Genomic DNA, 19,348 nt, shown 5'->3' with positions numbered 1-19,348 from the left:
CGTAAAAAAGCAACGAAATCCCCATATTTTTAGGGGTTTTGGCGCTACTATTCGTTGTGTTTAACCACAATATACCGTTACAGTTACGCGGTGAGGCCCAATTTATCGGGCACGTTAAGGAGACCAAGAAATGGCAAAGCCTATGACAAAGACTCAGCTGGTTGCTGCTCTCGCTGAGGAAATGGGGACTGACAAGAAATCAGCGAATTCCGCGCTTGAGGCCATCACCGGCCTGATCACCCGCGAAGTTTCGGCCGGCGGCGCAGTCACCCTGCCCGGCGTTGGCAAAATCTACTGCCGCGAGCGCCCCGAGCGCATGGTGCGCAACCCCGCCACCGGCGAACAGTTCAAGAAAGAGGCCGACAAGGTGGTCAAAATGACCATTGCAAAGGCGCTGAAGGACAGCGTGAACGGCTGATTCAACCTTTACCACGAAGCGATTGAGGGCCGCCGTTTGGGGGCCCTTTTTCTTTTGTAGCAGGCCTACATGCGTCACCCAAGCTCATGTGAGTTACAAAACTGTTACTCTTGCGTCACAAAAGCCTCACGCTGGCTGCCTAAGGACTCGGTACCGTGCGGATGAGCGTATGGAAATGTGAAGAGGTCGCAATATTGCGACCTCCAGATAGGCGATAAAGCCAAGCAAGCGTGGGTCTAGTTTGGAAAGCAACACCCGCGCTTGCCGCGACAAAGAACAAAATTGGCCGATCCCGGTCAAGTGACGTTTTTATGTCAATGCCGCCTGTCGAACCAGATTTGGAGAGGCAAGTGACTGAGCTATCTGAAATCATTGACAAGCTTGCCGCAAGCGGTGCGCTACCACTCGCGCTTTTGCTTGCTGGTTTTGTTGTGTTTGTAATCGCAATCATCGCAATCATCGCGCTGATGAAGAATCCGAGTTTTCGTCAGCGCAAAACAAAAGGCGATCAAGTCACTGAAACAGAGACCCGAACAAACTAAGGCGAATCGTGTCGTATCCAGACCGCTTTGGTCTGAGCTTCAGGGCAGATTTCACAGCCAGTTCTCTGCAACCAGCGAGTTGCAGTCATGCTGATCAAAAGCAGGCAGGCGAAAGATGCTACGCCTGTTTGGTTTTCGTATCGTATTATTAGACTTTGTCGCCCGGCGATCACGGGTAGGAAGAGACTGGGGAGCATGCAAACGCAAATCTCCTCCTTGCGAAGCTTGCGTTTATCAGGAATGGTCCCCGCGTTTAGACGGAGGGGCAAATGGATTTACGCGCCATCGCCATGGGGCTGGTATTTGCCTTAATCTGGTCGTCGGCATTCACCTCGGCCCGGATCATTGTGGCAGATGCGTCTCCTCTGTTCTCCCTCGCCTTGCGCTTTTTGATCTCGGGCCTGATCGGCGTCGCCATCGCACGCGCCATGGGGCAAAGCTGGGCGCTGACGCGAGCGCAGTGGCGGGCGACTATTCTGTTCGGAATATGCCAAAATGCCCTGTATTTGGGTCTGAATTTCTATGCGATGCAAACGATCGAAGCCTCGGTTGCAGCCATCATCGCTTCGACTATGCCCTTGCTGGTGGCACTGGCGGGTTGGCTGTTTCTTGAGGACAAACTTCGGCCCCTAGGGGTACTCGGCCTACTGGCCGGATTCGCCGGGGTCGCCCTGATCATGAGCAGCCGCGTTACCGCTGGGATCGACCTGTTTGGTGTGATGCTGTGCGGCATAGGTGCCCTGGCGCTGACTTTTGCCACGCTTGCGGTGCGGGGTGCGACCTCGGGCGGGAACTTCATGATGGTTGTTGGTCTTCAAATGCTGGTGGGGTCGGCAGTTCTGTTCGTTGCAGCGCCTGTTTTCGAGAGCATCTATATCAACCCAACCGTCCCTCTGGCGCTGGCGTTCATCTACACAACTCTTTTCCCCGGCCTTCTGGCGACGTTGATCTGGTTCCTGTTGCTCGACCGTATCGGCGCCACCCGCGCGGCCACATTCCACTTTCTGAACCCGGTCTTTGGGGTTGCCGTCGCAGCGATCATACTCGGAGAGAAACTTGGGCCAATGGACCTGTTGGGCGTTGCCGTCACAACCCTTAGTATCTTGGCCGTGCAGATGTCCCGACAACCCGCTCAGCGAAGCAGCGCTTCGACCTGAGACAACAGTTTACGCGAGTCTGGCCTGACATTCGATCCAAAGGTCGCCACAACCTCTCCGTTGGGGTCAATCAGGATCTTGTTGAAATTCCAGTTGGGCACAAAACCTGTCTGACTGGCGACTGCCTGATAGAACGGATGCGCGTTTCGGCCTGTGACCGGTGTGATATCCGTCATCGGAAGGGTCAAACCATAGTTCATTTCGCAGAATTGTTTGACCTCATCTGCTGATTCCAGCTCCTGATTGAAGGAATCGGACGGAACGGCCAGAACCACAAGACCTCGGTCCGCGTAAGCTTCATACACATCTTGCAACACAGCATATTGCCCGGTGAACCCACATTGAGACGCTGTGTTTACAACCAAAACCGGCTGCCCACGCCAGTCTTCGATCGACAGCGTGCCGCCATCTATCGACTCAAACTCACCCACTAGCGGGGCCGCCTGCACTACACGTCCAACCAATATCAAAGCCGTCAAAAGCAGTAGTCTCAACATTGACCATCCTCCTTTTAAGACTTCTACGTCCGAAGCGGGCAGACAGATCACTTGCACGAAGGCGAGAGGCCTCTGAAATATGACTTTGCTTTCCCGCGCTCAAACCCCAAATATTGGGCAAAAGCCAAGAAAAGGAGACGCCATGACCCGTTATACCAAAGACCCCGAGGCCATTGCCGCTCTTTCCCCTGAAGAGTTCCATGTGACTCAGCGCAACGGCACCGAACGACCCGGAACTGGAAAGCATCTGGGCAACAAAGAACCCGGCATCTATGTGGACATCGTTTCGGGTGAACCCTTGTTTGCGTCGACCCATAAGTACGAATCCGGCTGTGGCTGGCCCAGTTTTACCAAACCCATCATCCATGAACATGTGGAAGAGTTTCGCGACACTACCCATGGTATGATCCGAACCGAGGTCCGCTCGAAACACGGTGACAGCCATCTGGGGCATGTATTCCCTGATGGCCCGCGTGACCAGGGCGGGCTGCGCTATTGCATCAACTCAGCCGCCTTGCGGTTCATCCATCGCGATGAGATGGAGGCCGAAGGCTACGGCGATTACCTGAATCATGTGGAGGAAATCTGATGACCATTGAACGCGCCGTTCTGGCAGGGGGCTGTTTTTGGGGCATGCAGGACCTGATCCGCAAACTTCCCGGTGTATCGCGCACGCGTGTTGGATATACCGGCGGCGATGTGCCCAACGCCACTTATCGCAACCACGGTACCCATGCCGAAGGGATCGAAATCTGGTTTGATCCGACGGGCATCACCTATCGTGAGTTGCTGGAATTCTTCTTTCAGATCCACGACCCAACCACCCCGAACCGTCAGGGCAATGATCGCGGGATGAGCTATCGCTCGGCCATTTACTACGTCGACAAGGCACAGAAACAGGTGGCGCTGGATACGATTGCCGATGTGGATGCCAGCGGTCTGTGGCCCGGTAAGGTTGTGACCGAGCTTGAACCCGTGGGTGACTTTTGGGAGGCCGAGCCAGAGCATCAGGACTATCTGGAACGCATTCCCAACGGGTATACATGCCACTTCCCGCGCCCCGATTGGGTCTTGCCCAAGCGCGACGCAGCAGAGTAAATATCGGCCCCTCTCAGAGGTCTGAGGGGGGTTATCCCGTCGCCACGCGCGGGCGGCCACTGGCCTCAACGGTCAGCATCGCCTCGACAAACACGTCCCGTTCTTCAATCCGGGCTGTTCGGATGTCGCGGTCGACGACCACCCGAATATCGTCGGCCCCGGCATCCCTTACCGCACCCTCAGCCTCGGTGCGCAGCACCCGCTCCAACAGTGCGAGCGCCTCGTCTGATGCACCAAAATCCTGTGGCCCATCTTCCAGATGAACGCGGTATCGCCCTTCAGAAGGCGATGTGACGGTGCCCGACCGCCGCAAGGTCAGCCGCCCGACCACCGCACCGATGGCATTGGCGACACCTGCATGTTCAGGCAACACCATCTGACAGCGCAACCGATCCCCCACTGCAGGGTAATAGCTGGGGGCAGACGCGCCCAGCCCCACCACATCCAAATTCAACGCTGCATCTAAAGCCAGCAAACCCCGGTGTTGCGCCAAACCCCGTTGGGTCAAAACATGGCGGGCAAGGTCTTTTGCGGGCAGGTCGAAATCCTCTGCTTCTTCGGCAAAAGCAGTCTCTAACAAGGTCAAACTGGTTTGCTCGGTGAGTTGATCGATGATCATCTGCGCCAAATGTTCAGGCGACGTAGCCAGCATATCACCCGACCCAACCCGCTTACGGGCCACCAGCTCCAGTCCCTTGCGCGCAGCATCGGCATCCCAGGCATCTACGCGCCCCAGCACATGGCTGGCATCTGACGGGGTAATACCTGAGACCTGCACGAGCCCTCGATCCACCAGACGAGTCAGCGCCCCGTTCTCCATTCGCGTCCGCAACAAAGCGCTCAGCGGCAGAACCTGATCGCCAAGCCGATCGAGCAAAACCTCTTCTCGCGCGCCAACACCATCCGCGTGAACCCCGGGCACGCGACGGGCAAACCGGGTATCATGCTCGCCAACCGTGGTTGAACGCAGTTGTTCGTCAAGCACCGAATGCACCACTTCAGGCGCCTCCGAAGCGATGAGAGAAACCGGCAGCACCCGTCGCGGCCCCAGGAAAACGCCGCCGCCCAGCCCTTCAGTCACCACATGCGCCTGGCTGTCTCCGCCTAGCCCATGGGTGCGCATTGCCACGGCTTCGACCATGGTCCGAAACCCGCCAACCTGCGCCCCCGCGGGGTCAATCGCGGGCTTCCCATCGCGGATCAGCGCCACATCGGTCGTCGTCCCGCCAATATCCGAGACCAGAGCATTCTCGGCCCCCGTCAACCAGCGCGCACCTACAATCGAAGCAGCAGGACCGCTGAGGATCGTCTCGATCGGTCGCTCACGCGCCTGTTCGGCGCTCATCAACGCGCCATCGCCGCGCACGACCATCATCGGGGCCGTAATGCCCAACGTCAGCAACTGATCTTGCGCACGCCCGATCAACCGGTCGATCATCCCGATCAGACGCGCGTTCAAAACGGCTGTAACAGCGCGCTTCGGCCCGTTCAGCTTGGCCGACAGATGATGAGAACATGTGACGGGCGCGCCCGTCTTCTCTGCAATAATCCGCGCTGCCTCCAGCTCATGCGCCGGGTTGCGTGTTGCGAACTGCGCAGCAACCGCAAAGCCGGAAACCCCTTTATAAGAGTCTAAGAAACCCTCCAAAGCCTCGATATCCAATGGCTGAGCCTCACCACCCGCGTGACTGTGCCCACCGGCCACAACCAGCGCTGGATCGTCTTTCAACGCATCCCTTAGCCCATGCTTTTTAAGATCACTTTCCTTGAACCCGATATAGATCAGCGCGACCCGGCCACCTTGTCCTTCAACCAGCGCATTCGTCGCTAAGGTCGTCGAAAGCGACGCCATAGAGATCTGATCGGGCGTAACCCGCGCCTGATCCAGCACCGCCGAGATCGCCTTACCCACGCCAATCGCCAGATCAGCCCGCGTGGTCAGTGATTTGGCCGAGGCAACCACCTCAGTCTCATCCCGGATCAAGACCGCATCGGTATAGGTTCCGCCCGTATCCACCCCCAAAGCCAGCGCCATCGGGTCCTCCATTCGTTCGCTTTGGATGGGTGTAGCGGTTTGGACCGACACGTCCAGCCTGTTTGCGGCATTCAAGTCAATCGTTGAACCGCCCAGCGCGCCGCATCAGCCACCGTCGGATCGGAGTCATCGGTCAACGCCTCAGCAACCGGCCGAAGACCCTGCTTCCCGGAGTTCCCTATGGCGTACAACACATTACGCACAAACCGATCCCGCCCGATCCGTTTGATCGGCGAGCCTGAGAACTTCGCCCGAAACCCGGCGTCATCCAGAACGGCCAGGTCCGCCAACACAGGAGCCTTCAGGTCATCGCGGGCCGCATACCGAATATCGCTCGCCGCAACGGCAAACTTGTTCCAGGGGCAGGCGGCCAGACAATCATCGCAACCGTAGATCCGGTTTCCCAGCTTATCCCTTAAATCATCATCAACAGGACCTTTATGCTCGATGGTCAGATATGAAATACACCGCCGCGCATCCAACTGATACGGGGCGGGAAACGCATCCGTCGGGCAACTGTCCAAACACGCTCGGCATGATCCACAGTGATCGACCTCAGGAGTGTCCGTAGGCAACTCCAACGTGGTGAAAACAGACCCTATGAAGGCCCAATTTCCCCAATCCCGGCTCACCAGATTGGTATGTTTGCCTTGCCAACCCAGCCCGGCAGCATGCCCCAAGGCCTTCTCGGGCACCGGAGCCGTATCGACGAACACCTTCACCTCGCCGCCGGACTCAGCAATCAGCCAGCGCGCCAATCGCTTCAGGCGCTTTTTGACCAGGTCATGGTAGTCCTTGTGCTGCGCATAAACCGAAATCGCCCCACGCACGGGATGCGCCAACACCTCGGTCGGGTCATGCTCGGGCGTGTAGCTTTCGGCCAACATGATCACAGATCGCGCGTCGGGCCACAGCGCCGCCGGGTCGCCACGCCAATGGGTCCGCTCGGCCATCCAGCCCATCTGCCCGTGATACCCAGCCTCAAGAAAGGCCTCCAACCGCGCAGGCACTTGGGGCACATCCCACGGCCGACACACCCGACAGGATACAAACCCCTCGGCCAAAGCCTGCGCTACCAGTTTGTCCTTTAAACCCGATCCATTCTTCATCTGGCTAAAAATATCCTCGGGGGTGAATTGGCCTGTAGGGACAAGAGGGGGCAGACAGCCCCTTAACACCCTATCAGAAATCCAGATCCGCGTAATGGGGCGGAGGCCGGAACCCTGGCACCTGATCGGCCAAGATTGACCGGAACGCAGGGCGCGACTTGATTTTGGCATACCAATCCTTCACCGCAGCACTGCGATTCCAATCCACGTCCGAGATATAGTCCAGCGCCGATAAATGCGCCGCAGCCGCGAAATCAGCCAGAGTCATCTGATCCCCGGCCAACCAGCGACGATGATCCAGCAACCACGCCATGTAATCCAAGTGATACTTGATTGCCCGCGCACCTTCTTTGACGTTCTTGCTGTCCGGATAGCCCTGTCCGGTCATCTTCTTGTTGACCCGCTCATACAACAGCTTCGATGTCACCTCATGATGAAACTTGTCATCGAACCACCCGACCAAGCGGCGCACTTCAAATCGCGCCTCGGGCGTTTTCGGCATCAGAGGCGGTTCGGGTCGCGTCTCTTCGATGTATTCACAGATTGCCGCACTTTCCGACATGATTTGCCCATCCAACCGCAAGACAGGCACTTTGCCCGCCGGGTTGCGGCGCAGGAAATCGGGGTCCTGTTCCCAGTACTTCTCCTCAACCAGCTCGACCTCGATCTTCTTTTCCGCCAGAGACAGCCGAACCTTGCGGCAATACGGGGACAGGGGAACGTGAAACAGACGCGCCATGGGCTTCCAATCGAACCAGTGAGTACTTCTCAGCTTTAGCCCCGAGAGGCGATGAGTTTCAATCCTCGAAACAATCCGCGCGACCATCTGCGCGGATGGTAGCCGCCCCCTGCAGGATGGCCGCAGCCCGCCTGCGGGTAAACACCGATGGATCCGTGACCGACCGTTTGCGCGGTGATGGCAAGATCGCCGCGATCCGCGCTGCGTGTGTCGGCGTCATGTTCGCCGCGCTGACACCGAAATTGCGCTGTGCCGCAGCCTCAACTCCAAACACGCCTGTGCCGGTTTCAGCGACGTTCAGATAGACTTCGAGAATGCGCTGTTTGCTCCAGAAAATCTCGACCACCGGCGTAAGCGAGGTCTCCATCGCCTTGCGCACCCAACTGCGGCCCTGCCAAAGAAACACATTTTTTACGACCTGCTGCGTAATGGTCGAGGCGCCACGGTTGCCGCCATCCTCCAATGCATCACGGATGGCCGCGACATCAAACCCCCAATGCAGGCAGAAATTCGCATCCTCGGCCGCAACGACCGAACGCGCCATGATTGGGTTGATTTCTTCGATCGGAACCCAATCCCGCTCGACTTTGCCCAGCCGCCGCCATTCGGACCAGATCGTATGGGTGATCGGTGGATTCACCACAGAGTAGAGCAACACCAGCGCTAAAAAGAAACACATAATACCCAGAACCGCGCGCGTTACCCAACGGCGCAGTTTCTGACCCAATGGCATTGTCTTTTTGCGTGCCTTGCTCTTTTTACCGCTCGATTTGCGGGCTGCTTTCTTTGCCATATCACAGCTATACGACGCGCGCCGCTGCTTTGGAACGGCCTATATTGCGATTGCTCGCGCCTCGCGGGGTGGAACCACAGGCCGGGCGGTATCAGGCAGCTTTGCATCGCGCGCTTTCAATTCGGGGAACAACCGCAGGATTTCGGCCTGGGTGTCGCGTTCCGACGCCGTCAGCGCATGGCCGGGGTAGTAGCTTTCGCTTTTGGCCCCGTTGGCAATGACAATTTCATGCTGCTTGAACAGCAGATGGAAATAGACAACTTCGCCACCTTCGACGCGCGTGACCGTATCGCCATTGACCAAGGTATGCGCGGCCACCAGCGCTTCGCTATAGCCAAACATGTAACCCGCCCGCCAATCGTCGATCAGCATCCGGTGCTGCGGAGAAACCAGCAAGGGCCGTTCCAATCCCAGCACACCCGCCGCGAACTGTATTGGGGCAAATTTACCCTGCGCCTCGACCTTGGTTTCACCAACCCAGATCAATGGCTGTGGACCATGATCCACTGTCATCACCAGATCGCCTGCCGTCAGGCTTTCCACCGGGCGTTCGCCTTCTGGTGTTGCGATCATGGTTCCGGGCGTAAAACAGGGTGGGCCCAGATCGCCAACTTGCAACGGACCCTGCGTGTTTACAAATGTCGACGACACAAACGTACCAGGTTGCAGCACCTGACCGTCCGTTGGTGTAAAGACCCGTGTTCCATCGGCAAGATAAAAGGTCGTGCCGGTATAGGTGACATTGCCCACACCAGTTACATTGATCGTTACGGTATCGCCCGGCCACGAATCTGTAACGTCCTGTCCGTTTACGGTATCCCCGCTAGGCGCGTCGATTTCGCCGTCATCATCCACATCGGTCAGGTTGAACTTGTCAACAACAACCGCCGTGCCACCTGGGGGCGGATTCGCAGGGTCAAACGAATAGAACTGATCAAGATATGTCGTTGGCATTTGATGCCTCCGGTGTACTCACGTGTGTTGAAACGCAATATGGCAGAAATTCCAGATCAAACTATGGCAAAATTTATATTTGGTTTATGCGGATGTGGCAAAATTGTGGCGAAAAGCCCTGATTGAGAAGAACCCCGCTTGCGTCAAAGCGCACGCGGGGTCCTTAACCCAAAAAGGGCCACAGAACTATTCGGCCGGGACTGCGGTTGCCTCAACGCTCAGCGGATGAATGAGCTTGTTCAGCATCTCTTTGGGGCAGACCTGAAGGAAATGAGCCTTCTCGACATCCCAGTGTTGTAAGATATCCGCGGCCTTACGGCTTGAGGTTTCCCTAGCGTGACGTTCGATCAGCGCTTTCAACTGATCTTCCCAATGGTCGACGGTCACCGGGCAAGTCACCAGCGTTTCCATGTTCATAAGCAATTCGGCCTTGCCCTCTGGATCATACAGATAGGCCATACCCCCGGTCATGCCCGCACCAAAGTTGGCACCGATATCACCCAGAATGACGGCCACTCCGCCCGTCATGTATTCGCACCCGTTCGAACCGCAGCCCTCAATCACCACTTTGGCACCCGAGTTACGCACGGCAAACCGCTCACCCGCACGGCCTGCGGCGAACAGATGGCCATCGGTGGCACCGTATAGGACGGTGTTGCCGATGATTGTGTTGTCATCTGCCTTCAACGGGCTGACCTGCGGCGGGCGCACGACGATCATGCCACCAGAGAGACCCTTGCCCACGTAGTCATTGGCGTCACCCGACACTTCCAGTTTCAGACCGGGCGCCGCAAACGCGCCCAGCGATTGACCCGCCGAGCCCTGCAGTTTCACATGCAGATGGTCGTCCTGGAACGTATTCCGCATACCGAAGTTCTGAACGATATGGCTGGAGACGCGCGTCCCCACGGTCCGGTGCGTGTTCTGGATCGCGTAAGATAGCTGCATCTTTTCACCGTCTTTGAGGAACCGCGCCGCGTCGCGGACGATTTCAGCGTCCAGCGTATCGGGCACCGCGTTGCGGTCCTTGTCGCGGTTGTAGACGATGTCATGCGCGCCATCGACGGTGATCAGCAGCGGGTTCAGGTCCAGATCGTCCAGATGAGCCGAGCCCCGGCTGACCTGAGCCAGCAGATCGGCCCGTCCGATGATCTCATCAATCGAACGTGCGCCGAGGCTGGCCAGCAACTCCCGCACTTCTTGCGCATAGAAGGTGATCAGGTTGACGACCTTATCCGCATTGCCGGTGAATTTGGCGCGTAGGCTTTCGTCTTGGGTACACACGCCGACCGGGCAGGTGTTCGACTGGCACTGACGCACCATGATACAGCCCATTGCGATCAGGGCAGCGGTGCCGATGCCATATTCCTCGGCCCCCATCATCGCGGCCATGACGATGTCGCGACCGGTCCGCAGGCCACCATCGGTCCGCAGGGTCACCCGGTCGCGCAGGTTGTTCATCGCCAAAACCTGATGCGCTTCGGTCAGGCCCATCTCCCACGGAAGACCGGCATATTTGATCGACGTCGCCGGCGAGGCGCCTGTACCGCCATTGTGACCCGAAATCAGGATGATATCCGCCTTGGCTTTGGCCACACCGGCCGCAATCGTGCCCACGCCCGAGGACGCCACCAGTTTCACCGTCACCTTGCAGCGCGGGTTGATCTGCTTGAGATCATAGATCAGCTGCGCCAGATCCTCGATCGAATAGATATCGTGGTGCGGCGGCGGCGAAATCAGTGTCACCCCCTTGGTCGAATGCCGCAGACGCGCAATCAGGTCGGTGACCTTCATGCCCGGCAGCTGACCACCTTCGCCGGGTTTCGCACCCTGAGCGACCTTGATTTCAAGCTCTTCACACTGGTTCAGGTATTCTGCCGTCACACCAAACCGGCCCGAGGCCACCTGTTTGATCTTTGCCGACGGGTTGTCACCATTGGGTTCCGGCACGAAATGTGCCGGATCTTCGCCACCTTCACCACTGTCGGATTTCGCACCGATCCGGTTCATCGCCACATTCAGTGTCTTATGCGCCTCGGGCGACAGCGCACCCAAGCTCATGCCCGGGGTAACGAACCGTTTGCGGATCGAGGTGATCGATTCAACCTCTTCAATCGGCACCGGTTTGCCCAGCGGTTTGAAATCCATCAGATCGCGCAGATGGATCGGCGGATTCGATTGCATCTTGGCCGAGTACTGCTTCCACAGTTCATATGAGGCTCTGTTACAGGCCATTTGCATCATATGCATCGAGGTCGCTTCCCATGCGTGGGTCTCACCCGACTTGCGCGCCTTGTAGAAACCACCGATGGGCAGCACGTCCAGACCGCTGTCCCAGCCTTTGGCATGGATTTCCTCGGCCTTGGTCTGAATACCGGTGACGCCGATACCCGAGATCCGGCTGGTCATGCCAGGGAAATACTCGGCCACCATGGCGCGGCTGAGGCCCACGGCTTCAAAGTTCAGACCGCCGCGATACGAAGAAATTACAGAAATCCCCATCTTGGCCATGATCTTGAGCAGACCTTGGTCAATGGCTTCACGGTAGCGCGCCACGTTTTCGGTCAGCGAGCCATCCAGCAGGCCACGATCAATACGGTCGGCCAGCGAATCCTCGGCCAGATAGGCGTTCACCACGGTCGCACCACAGCCGATCAGAACCGCAAAGTAATGCGGATCGACGCATTCGGCGGACCGCACGTTCAGCGAACAGAACGTCCGCAGCCCCTGCCGCGTCAGATGCGAATGCACCGCGCTGGTCGCCAGGATCATCGGCATAGCAACACGACCCTGACCCGAGTTCAGATCAGTCAATACCAGATGCCCCGCACCGGAACGCACGGCCTCTTCTGCTTCGGCCCTAATACGAGCCAAAGCGGCATTCAGAGCACCACGCCCGGGTTCAAAGCTACAGTCGATTTCAGCCAGAGGAGAGTTGAAGTTTTCAACCAGCTTGTCCCACTGCGCGTTACCGACAAAGGGGCTTTCCAGCACAATGATCTCGGTCTGGCTGCTGTCTTCGTCCAACACGTTCTTCAGGTTCCCGAACCGTGTTTTCAATGACATCACGCGGTATTCACGCAAACTGTCGATGGGCGGGTTGGTCACCTGGCTAAAGTTCTGACGGAAGAAATGACTCAGCGGGCGATATTGCTTGGACAGAACCGCTGAGGGCGTGTCATCCCCCATTGAGGCCAAAGACTCTTTGCCATCCTCGGCCATCGGGGCAAGAATTTGCTCCAACTCTTCCACAGAATAGCCCGCTGCGATCTGGCGCTTGCGCAGTTCTTCGCCCGAAAAGATCGGCGACTCGGTCACTCCGGCAAGCGATTCATCAACATCATTAATCTTGCCGACCCATTCGCCAAAGGGCAGCGCACGCGCCAGTTTGTCTTTGATCTGCTTGTCGCGGAACAGCTTGCCCTTTTTCATATCGACAGCCAGCATCTGACCCGGCCCCAGGGCGCCTTTTTCGGTCACGCTGGCCTCGTCAATCGGCACCATCCCGGCCTCGGACCCCGCGATGACCAAGCCATCACCGGTCACGACATAACGCATCGGGCGCAGACCATTCCGGTCCAGGCCGGCACAAACCCAACGACCATCGGTCATAGCCAGAGCAGCAGGGCCATCCCACGGCTCCATCACCGAGTTGCAATAGGAATACATGTCGCGCCAGGCCTGCGGCAATTCCACCGCCTGCTTGGACCAGCTTTCCGGCACCAGCATGGTTTTTGCCATGGGCGCCGAGCGGCCAGCGCGCACCAGAACCTCAAAAACCGAGTCTAACGCGGCCGAATCTGACGATCCGCCTGCGATGATCGGTTTTATGTCCTCGGCATAGTCACCAAAGGTTCCGCTGGCCATCCGGATTTCATGGCTTTTCATCCAGTTGATGTTGCCCTTCAGCGTGTTGATCTCACCGTTGTGAGCCAACATGCGGAACGGCTGCGCCAGCCACCATTGTGGGAAGGTGTTAGTCGAATAGCGCTGGTGATAGATCGCAAAGGCCGATTCAAAGCGTTCGTCCATCAGGTCGGGGTAGAACACGGCCACCTGTTCGGCCAGCATCATGCCCTTGTAGATGATCGACCGGCAGGACAGCGACGCCAGATAAAGGCCGGAAATCCCCGCAGCCGCAGCCGCTTTTTCGATCCGGCGACGGATCACATACAGCTCGCGCTCGAACGTTTCTTCATCGACGCCTTTCGAGTTAGAGATCAGAATCTGTTCGATCTCGGGCCGGGTCGCGTTGGCCTTTTCACCCAGGCAGGTCACATCGACCGGCACATGGCGCCAGCCATAGATGTAGTAACCCATACGCAGAACTTCGGTTTCCACTATGGTCCGGCATTGTTCCTGCGCACCAAAATCGGTGCGAGGCAGAAAGACCTGACCAACGGCAATCAACTCATCTAGGTTGGGTTCATGGCCGGTGCGACGGATCTGGTCGTAGAAGAATGGAACAGGGATTTGCACGTGGATACCCGCGCCATCGCCGGTCTTACCATCGGCGTCCACGGCACCGCGGTGCCAGATTGCCTTAAGCGCGTCGATCCCGGCATCCACCACCTTGCGTGATGGCTTGCCATCGACGGACACAACCAGGCCCACACCGCAGGAGGAATGCTCTTCTTCCTCGGAATAGAGACCGTTTTCGGCCATCCATTGACGTTTGGCTTCTTCGGCCCGCACCCAATCGGCATCATATTTGGTCACTGGCTGTCTCCTTCTTCCGGCAAGGCGTACATGGCTTCGACCTCTGCTTTGGTCATCTGCCGGCGTTCACCTGCGAATGCGTACCCGTCGGGCTTTTTGTCGATATAAAGTTCCAGTTGCAGCGCGTTGCCCGTGTCTGGGAACAGGCCCGCCGCCATTTGCGTTTGTCCGTGCATCTCGCCCGGCAGCGTGATCCGGTACCAGAGCGCCGATCCGCAGTCGGCGCAGAACGCCCGTTCGGCCCAATCGGACGATGTGAACGTCTTGACCGGACCCAAAGCGGCATATCCGGGTTCAGCTGGAAACGTCACCAACATTGAACTGGTCCACCGGCGACACTGGTCACAATGGCAGGCGCCAAGCGAATCTTTTGCTGGGGTGGCGCTGATCGTGACCGCACCGCACATACATTGGCCTTTCAATTCAGGCATCTGAACTCTCCTGTCGCGGGGCGTTGATCACTCGGCCGCAATTGCAGCTTTGGCGTTGAACCGTTCGATGATCGCGTCGGCACAATCGCGCCCATCGCGGATCGCCCAAACGACCAGAGAGGCGCCACGCACGATATCTCCGATGGCATAGACACCGTCCATTTCGGTCTCACCCGTCTGGAAAGCCGCCTTGACGGTGCCCCAGCGGGTCACGGGCAGATCGGGCTGGCCAAACAGGGTCGGCAGGTCCTCGGGCTCAAAACCCAGCGCCTTGATCACGAGATCGGCGTCTTCAACATAGTCCGCGCCTTCGATCACCTCGGGCGCTTGGCGGCCAGATGCGTCAGGCTGACCCAAGCGCATTTTCTGCACCATCACACCAGTGACATTGTCATCGCCGGTGAAGCCCTTTGGCGCACTCAGCCATTCGAACACAACGCCTTCTTCCTCGGCGTTTTGTGTTTCGCGCTGCGAGCCGGGCATATTCGCGCGGTCGCGCCGATACAGGCATTTGACCGAAATCGCTCCTTGTCGGATCGAGGTGCGCACGCAATCCATCGCGGTGTCGCCGCCGCCGATCACAACGACCTTCTTGCCCGCAGCGTTCAAGCGGCCATTGTCGAAATCTTCGACGTCGTCGCCAAAGCTTTTACGGTTCGAAGCAGTCAGGAAATCGATCGCCTTTTCGATCCCATTCAGCCCGCTTCCCGGCATCGACAGATCGCGCGATTTGTATACACCTGTAGCAATGATGACCGCGTCGTGCTGCGCCCGAATTTCATCAAACTTAGCTGCGTCCACATCGCAGTTCAGAACAAATTTGACCCCGCCATCTGCCAACAGGTCGTTGCGGCGCTGTACGACGTCTTTTTCTAATTTAAAGCCTGGAATTCCGTACATCATCAATCCGCCCGCACGGTCATAGCGGTCATAGACTGTAACCTGAACACCCGCGCGCCGCAGCATATCCGCCGCAGCCAACCCGCCCGGGCCGCCGCCGATAATGCCAACGCTTTCACCGCGCTCAGAAGCTGGAACAACGGGCTGTACCCAGCCTTTGTCCCAGGCGGTATCAGTAATGTATTTCTCGATCGTGCCGATGGTGACGGTGCCGTGTCCCGACTGTTCGATCACACAATTGCCTTCACACAAGCGGTCCTGCGGGCAAATACGACCGCAAATCTCGGGGAAGGTATTGGTGGCCTGACTGGTTTGGTAAGCCTCTTCCAGGCGACCGGTTGCTGTCAGGTTCAGCCAATCAGGAATATTGTTGTGCAATGGGCAATGTGACTGGCAATAAGGTACACCACACTGGCTGCACCTGCTGGCCTGCTCTGCCGCTTTTTCTGCAGCGAATTCCGCATAGATTTCGTCAAAATCTTCTCTACGGTCATCGGCGGCACGCTTTTCGGGCATGGCACGGTCGATCTGCACAAATTTCAGCATCGGTTGCTTGGCCACGGGTCAGACTCCATGAATTGGCTTGGTCGGCATTCTTTACGAGATGCGAATTCAGATGAAAAGTCAAATATACTGACCTAATTTGGAAAAAATGTCCACAAGAAGAGATTCTGGCGAATTTTCGCGCCAATTTTAGTTCCGCTTCGGACCTATCAACCTGCTTTCCTTTTTACGGGTGCCGGAATACCCATGAACTTGAACACAAAACGATAGCGGTACGGCAGGTTAAATGAGTCTCTTTCACTTGATTCTGGTGGCGGTCATTCAGGGACTTACAGAGTTTCTGCCAATATCTTCATCAGGTCACTTGATCCTGCTGCCAAACCTGACAGGGATGCAGGATCAAGGCCAAACCATTGATGTCGCTGTTCATGTGGGCACGCTGGGCGCGGTCGTGTTGTATTTCTGGAGCGACGTGAAAGACGCCATCCGCGGCTTACCGCGTGCCCTTTTGGGTCGTACGGATACCCCGCAATCACGGCTGGCACTTGGGCTTATCATCGCAACGATCCCAACTGTGATTGCTGGGCTGATCCTCTATCTGACAGGTCTGACCGAGGCATTGCGTTCAATCGCGGTAATAGGCTGGACGATGCTTGTGTTTGGCCTGTTGCTCTATTGGATGGATCAAAAGGGACCGCAAACCAAAACCGCACAGGATTGGGGTCTGCGTGATGCAATTGTCATGGGCCTGTGGCAGGCCGTCGCCCTGATCCCCGGCACTTCGCGTTCGGGCATCACGATCACCGGCGCACGCCAACTTGGATACACCCGAGAGGACGGCGCCCGGATCGCCATGCTGATGTCGATCCCGACCATCATCGCCTCGGGGGTTTTGCTATCTGTAGATGTTATCCAGCAGGCGAATGCACAGCTTGCAAAAGACGGAGCAATCGCTGCGGCCTTCGCCTTTGTCTCAGCTCTACTGGCCCTAAGCCTGATGATGCGCCTGTTGCGCAGCGTCAGCTTCACACCTTACGTGATCTATCGCGTGGTTCTGGGCATTATCCTGTTGGCAGTCGCCTACAGCTGATCAGGTTCGCAGATTGTTGGCTGAATTCTGAATGTCATCATACTGGCCCGAGGGACGGAACTTCCACAGATACTCCGGCAGTACCGACGCCAGTGTCGTTGGCTCGATACCCAGCTCCTCGAAGGACATAGCCCCAACCGAAACCACATTGTCGTGACGCAAGCTTTTGAGCTGGTCGCGGGTCAGGATATTGTTGGGGAACAGCTGAAAGCTGACAAATTTCACAATGTCCAGTACACCGGCCATGATCTTCGCCACAAAGAAGGGCACACCCAGAATGATCCGGCGACGGTGGATCACCTCAAGCATCTGCTGCATCAACGCGCGGAAGGTTTTCACCTCGGGCCCGCCAAGCTCATAGACACCAGCCGCTGCTTGCCCCAAAATGCCCTTGACCGCAGCCTGCGCCACATCATCCACATAGACCGGTTGAAACTGCGTTTCCGCGCCGACCAGTGGCAGGAACGGACCCATGCGCGCCATACTGGCAAAGCGATTAAAGAACTGATCTTCGGTACCAAAGATGATCGACGGCCGCAGGATCACAGCACCGGGCATATGCTGAAGCACGCCAGCTTCACCTAGCGCTTTGGTGCGGGAATATTCGCTTTGGGCATCCGCATCCGCTCCGATCGAGGACAGATGCACCATACGGGAAATACCCTGCGCGGCAGCCAATCGCGCGATCCGTTCGGCGCCTTCGGCCTGAACCGCAGGAAATTCGTTCTTGCCCAATTCGTTCAGAACGCCCACACAGTTCACGACCGCATCCGCGCCCTGCATCGCTTGCGCAACGGATGCGTCATCGCGAATGTTGCACAAGACCGGCTCGACCTGACCAACAACGCCATAGGGTTTGACGAACATCGCCTCATTCGGGCGCCGTACCGCTACACGGACACGCCAACCCTCACCCGCCATGCGCCGCGCGATGTAGCGACCGACAAAACCTGACCCGCCATAGATCGTGATCAGTTTGGACATGAGAGGCCTCCTGTTCGAAGTGTACGCCTTAGACCTAACGCTCACTCAGCCCCGGAACAAGGCGCTAAATCGCCACGCAATACCCATTGTCTTTTGTCCCATCTAGGTCCGGATCAGCGGGTTCAAAAAACTTTCAGGATTCTTCCCGAATCCGGTTGACGCCCCCCGTCGCTGGGCTTAAACGCCCCTTCACGACACCTGCCCAGGTGGCGGAATTGGTAGACGCGCTAGCTTCAGGTGCTAGTGTCCGTATGGACGTGGAGGTTCGAGTCCTCTCCTGGGCACCATTTCTCTCGAACATAGATGCTCATAAATGCTCAATTTCATTGAGGTTTTGGCCTAAATTCGGGTATCATTCTGAGCATACCAGAACACTCGATACCCCCAGAAAGCACAGCACGTGGGGGTATTTTTGTGGGTATCACCCCCACAGTCCGAGGTTGATACCCCCAATGCCTCTTTCCGACCTGAAGATTCGAAAAGCACAACCAAAACCAAAGCCATACAAGTTGGCCGATGCTGGCGGCCTGTTTGTTTTGGTGAAGCCGAACGGCTCGAAGTTATGGCAACAGAAGTATCGCCATCTGGGGAAAGAGCGCCTGTTATCGCACGGCCAATATCCAGACGTTTCATTGGCCGAGGCACGAAAAATGCGAGATGCGGCCAAGAAAACCCTAAACAATGGCGGAGACCCGTCGGTACAGAAGCGGCTCGATAGGATCGAAGCTGAGACACAAGCCCGGAACACTTTTTTGCTGGTAGCGGAGGAATACCTGCAAATGGCGTATGACCGCGAGCTAGCAGATGCAACGATGCGGAAGAAGCTCTGGCATGTACATACGCTGGCAGCGGAACTTCACCACCGGCCAATCCGAGAAATTGCAGCGGCTGAGGTACTCCACATTCTAAAGCGGATTGAACAAAGCGGACGCCGAGAAACAGCCAAGAAGCTACGCGGTACTATCTCTGGGGTTTTTCGGCATGCAGTCGTGACACTTCGCGCCGACAACGATCCTAAGCAGGTCACTAAAGGGTCCTTGCTACCCGTGAAGATTACCAATCGAGCGGCTATTACCGATGAAAAACAGTTCGGGCAGTTTCTTCGCGATCTGGATGAATATTCGGGCGCAGGGGTGATCAAAGATGCAATCCTGTTTCAAATCTTGACCATGACGCGGCCGGGAGAGGTACGCGGGGCCAAGCAGCAAGATTTTAATCTAGAAGGGAAAAAATGGACGATTCCGGCTGAGCCTATGAAGATGAGGCGCGATCACGTCGTTCCGCTGTCTAGGCTCCAGACTCATTGATTTACAGCCAGAACAGTACGGTAGCTGCTAGAGCGATGGCCGAAAGGAATACCTTTGGGCATCTGTCATAT

General features: G+C 57.1%; 17 protein-coding genes and 1 tRNA gene. 8 read left to right on the top strand and 10 right to left on the bottom strand.

Going from position 1 to position 19,348, the window contains the following annotated elements:
* The first annotated feature begins 130 nt into the window (after positions 1 to 130).
* From ACR0JE_RS19050 to ACR0JE_RS19040, 3 genes are all read left to right on the top strand, one after another.
* Positions 131 to 418, top strand: coding sequence for an HU family DNA-binding protein (locus tag ACR0JE_RS19050; protein WP_170453278.1), 288 nt, complete (start codon positions 131 to 133; stop codon positions 416 to 418).
* A 311-nt stretch (positions 419 to 729) separates the two neighbouring features.
* Positions 730 to 960 (top strand): hypothetical protein, encoded by a 231-nt coding sequence (locus ACR0JE_RS19045; protein WP_480865268.1) that lies wholly within the window; start codon positions 730 to 732, stop codon positions 958 to 960.
* Positions 961 to 1,229: 269 nt separating this feature from the next.
* Positions 1,230 to 2,117: a DMT family transporter gene (locus ACR0JE_RS19040; protein ID WP_480865267.1), complete on the top strand. Its 888-nt coding sequence runs from the start codon at positions 1,230 to 1,232 to the stop codon at positions 2,115 to 2,117.
* Here ACR0JE_RS19040 and ACR0JE_RS19035 read toward each other — a convergent pair.
* Positions 2,093 to 2,614: a glutathione peroxidase gene (locus ACR0JE_RS19035; protein WP_480865266.1), complete on the bottom strand. Its 522-nt coding sequence runs from the start codon at positions 2,612 to 2,614 to the stop codon at positions 2,093 to 2,095. The two genes, ACR0JE_RS19040 and ACR0JE_RS19035, sit on opposite strands and share 25 nt — an antisense overlap.
* 142 nt (positions 2,615 to 2,756) lie before the next feature.
* Here ACR0JE_RS19035 and msrB point away from each other — a divergent pair, with 142 nt between their 5' ends.
* The gene (msrB, locus tag ACR0JE_RS19030) at positions 2,757 to 3,203 is read left to right on the top strand and encodes a peptide-methionine (R)-S-oxide reductase MsrB (protein WP_170534495.1); all 447 of its coding nucleotides are present in this window, start codon (positions 2,757 to 2,759) and stop codon (positions 3,201 to 3,203) included.
* Entirely contained in the window at positions 3,203 to 3,712 is a 510-nt protein-coding gene (gene msrA, locus ACR0JE_RS19025; RefSeq protein ID WP_480865265.1) for a peptide-methionine (S)-S-oxide reductase MsrA, read from the top strand. The genes msrB and msrA overlap by 1 nt, the downstream gene beginning before the upstream one ends.
* A 31-nt stretch (positions 3,713 to 3,743) precedes the next feature.
* Here the strand turns inward: msrA and ACR0JE_RS19020 are convergent, their stop codons facing one another.
* From ACR0JE_RS19020 to ACR0JE_RS18985, 8 genes are all read right to left on the bottom strand, one after another.
* The gene (locus ACR0JE_RS19020) at positions 3,744 to 5,747 is read right to left on the bottom strand and encodes a hydantoinase/oxoprolinase N-terminal domain-containing protein (RefSeq protein ID WP_480865280.1); all 2,004 of its coding nucleotides are present in this window, start codon (positions 5,745 to 5,747) and stop codon (positions 3,744 to 3,746) included.
* Between the two features lie 71 nt (positions 5,748 to 5,818).
* Positions 5,819 to 6,856 (bottom strand): tRNA epoxyqueuosine(34) reductase QueG, encoded by a 1,038-nt coding sequence (gene queG / locus ACR0JE_RS19015; protein ID WP_480865264.1) that lies wholly within the window; start codon positions 6,854 to 6,856, stop codon positions 5,819 to 5,821.
* Between the two features lie 73 nt (positions 6,857 to 6,929).
* Complete coding sequence (fzlA, locus tag ACR0JE_RS19010) at positions 6,930 to 7,595, bottom strand: FtsZ-binding protein FzlA (RefSeq protein WP_170534489.1); 666 nt, start codon at positions 7,593 to 7,595, stop codon at positions 6,930 to 6,932.
* A gap of 58 nt (positions 7,596 to 7,653) precedes the next feature.
* Positions 7,654 to 8,388 (bottom strand): monofunctional biosynthetic peptidoglycan transglycosylase, encoded by a 735-nt coding sequence (gene mtgA / locus ACR0JE_RS19005; protein WP_480545296.1) that lies wholly within the window; start codon positions 8,386 to 8,388, stop codon positions 7,654 to 7,656.
* Positions 8,389 to 8,427: 39 nt separating this feature from the next.
* Positions 8,428 to 9,342 (bottom strand): Hint domain-containing protein, encoded by a 915-nt coding sequence (locus tag ACR0JE_RS19000; RefSeq protein ID WP_480545295.1) that lies wholly within the window; start codon positions 9,340 to 9,342, stop codon positions 8,428 to 8,430.
* A gap of 186 nt (positions 9,343 to 9,528) precedes the next feature.
* Positions 9,529 to 14,061 carry a glutamate synthase large subunit gene (gene gltB, locus ACR0JE_RS18995; protein WP_480865263.1) on the bottom strand — a complete coding sequence of 1,511 codons (4,533 nt, stop codon included), beginning with the start codon at positions 14,059 to 14,061 and terminating at the stop codon, positions 9,529 to 9,531.
* Positions 14,058 to 14,492 (bottom strand): GFA family protein, encoded by a 435-nt coding sequence (locus ACR0JE_RS18990; protein ID WP_480545293.1) that lies wholly within the window; start codon positions 14,490 to 14,492, stop codon positions 14,058 to 14,060. Before ACR0JE_RS18990 ends, gltB begins: the two co-directional genes overlap by 4 nt.
* Positions 14,493 to 14,519: 27 nt before the next feature.
* On the bottom strand, positions 14,520 to 15,953 hold the full coding sequence (locus ACR0JE_RS18985; protein ID WP_480545292.1) for an NAD(P)-dependent oxidoreductase: 1,434 nt from the start codon (positions 15,951 to 15,953) through the stop codon (positions 14,520 to 14,522).
* Between the two features lie 229 nt (positions 15,954 to 16,182).
* Between ACR0JE_RS18985 and ACR0JE_RS18980 the strand changes: the two genes are divergently transcribed.
* Entirely contained in the window at positions 16,183 to 16,986 is an 804-nt protein-coding gene (locus ACR0JE_RS18980) for an undecaprenyl-diphosphate phosphatase (RefSeq protein ID WP_480865262.1), read from the top strand.
* On the opposite strand, the gene ACR0JE_RS18975 is transcribed toward ACR0JE_RS18980, so the two are convergent.
* Positions 16,987 to 17,970 carry a complex I NDUFA9 subunit family protein gene (locus ACR0JE_RS18975; protein WP_480865261.1) on the bottom strand — a complete coding sequence of 328 codons (984 nt, stop codon included), beginning with the start codon at positions 17,968 to 17,970 and terminating at the stop codon, positions 16,987 to 16,989.
* Between the two features lie 200 nt (positions 17,971 to 18,170).
* On the opposite strand from ACR0JE_RS18975, the gene ACR0JE_RS18970 reads away from it, so the two are divergent.
* Positions 18,171 to 18,257 (top strand) — tRNA-Leu (locus tag ACR0JE_RS18970).
* Positions 18,258 to 18,422: 165 nt separating this feature from the next.
* Positions 18,423 to 19,277 carry a tyrosine-type recombinase/integrase gene (locus tag ACR0JE_RS18965; protein WP_480865260.1) on the top strand — a complete coding sequence of 285 codons (855 nt, stop codon included), beginning with the start codon at positions 18,423 to 18,425 and terminating at the stop codon, positions 19,275 to 19,277.
* The last annotated feature ends 71 nt before the right edge of the window (positions 19,278 to 19,348 follow it).

The organism is Ruegeria sp. H3 (genome assembly GCF_056533095.1).
This window is presented reverse-complemented; position numbering and strand designations above follow the sequence as displayed.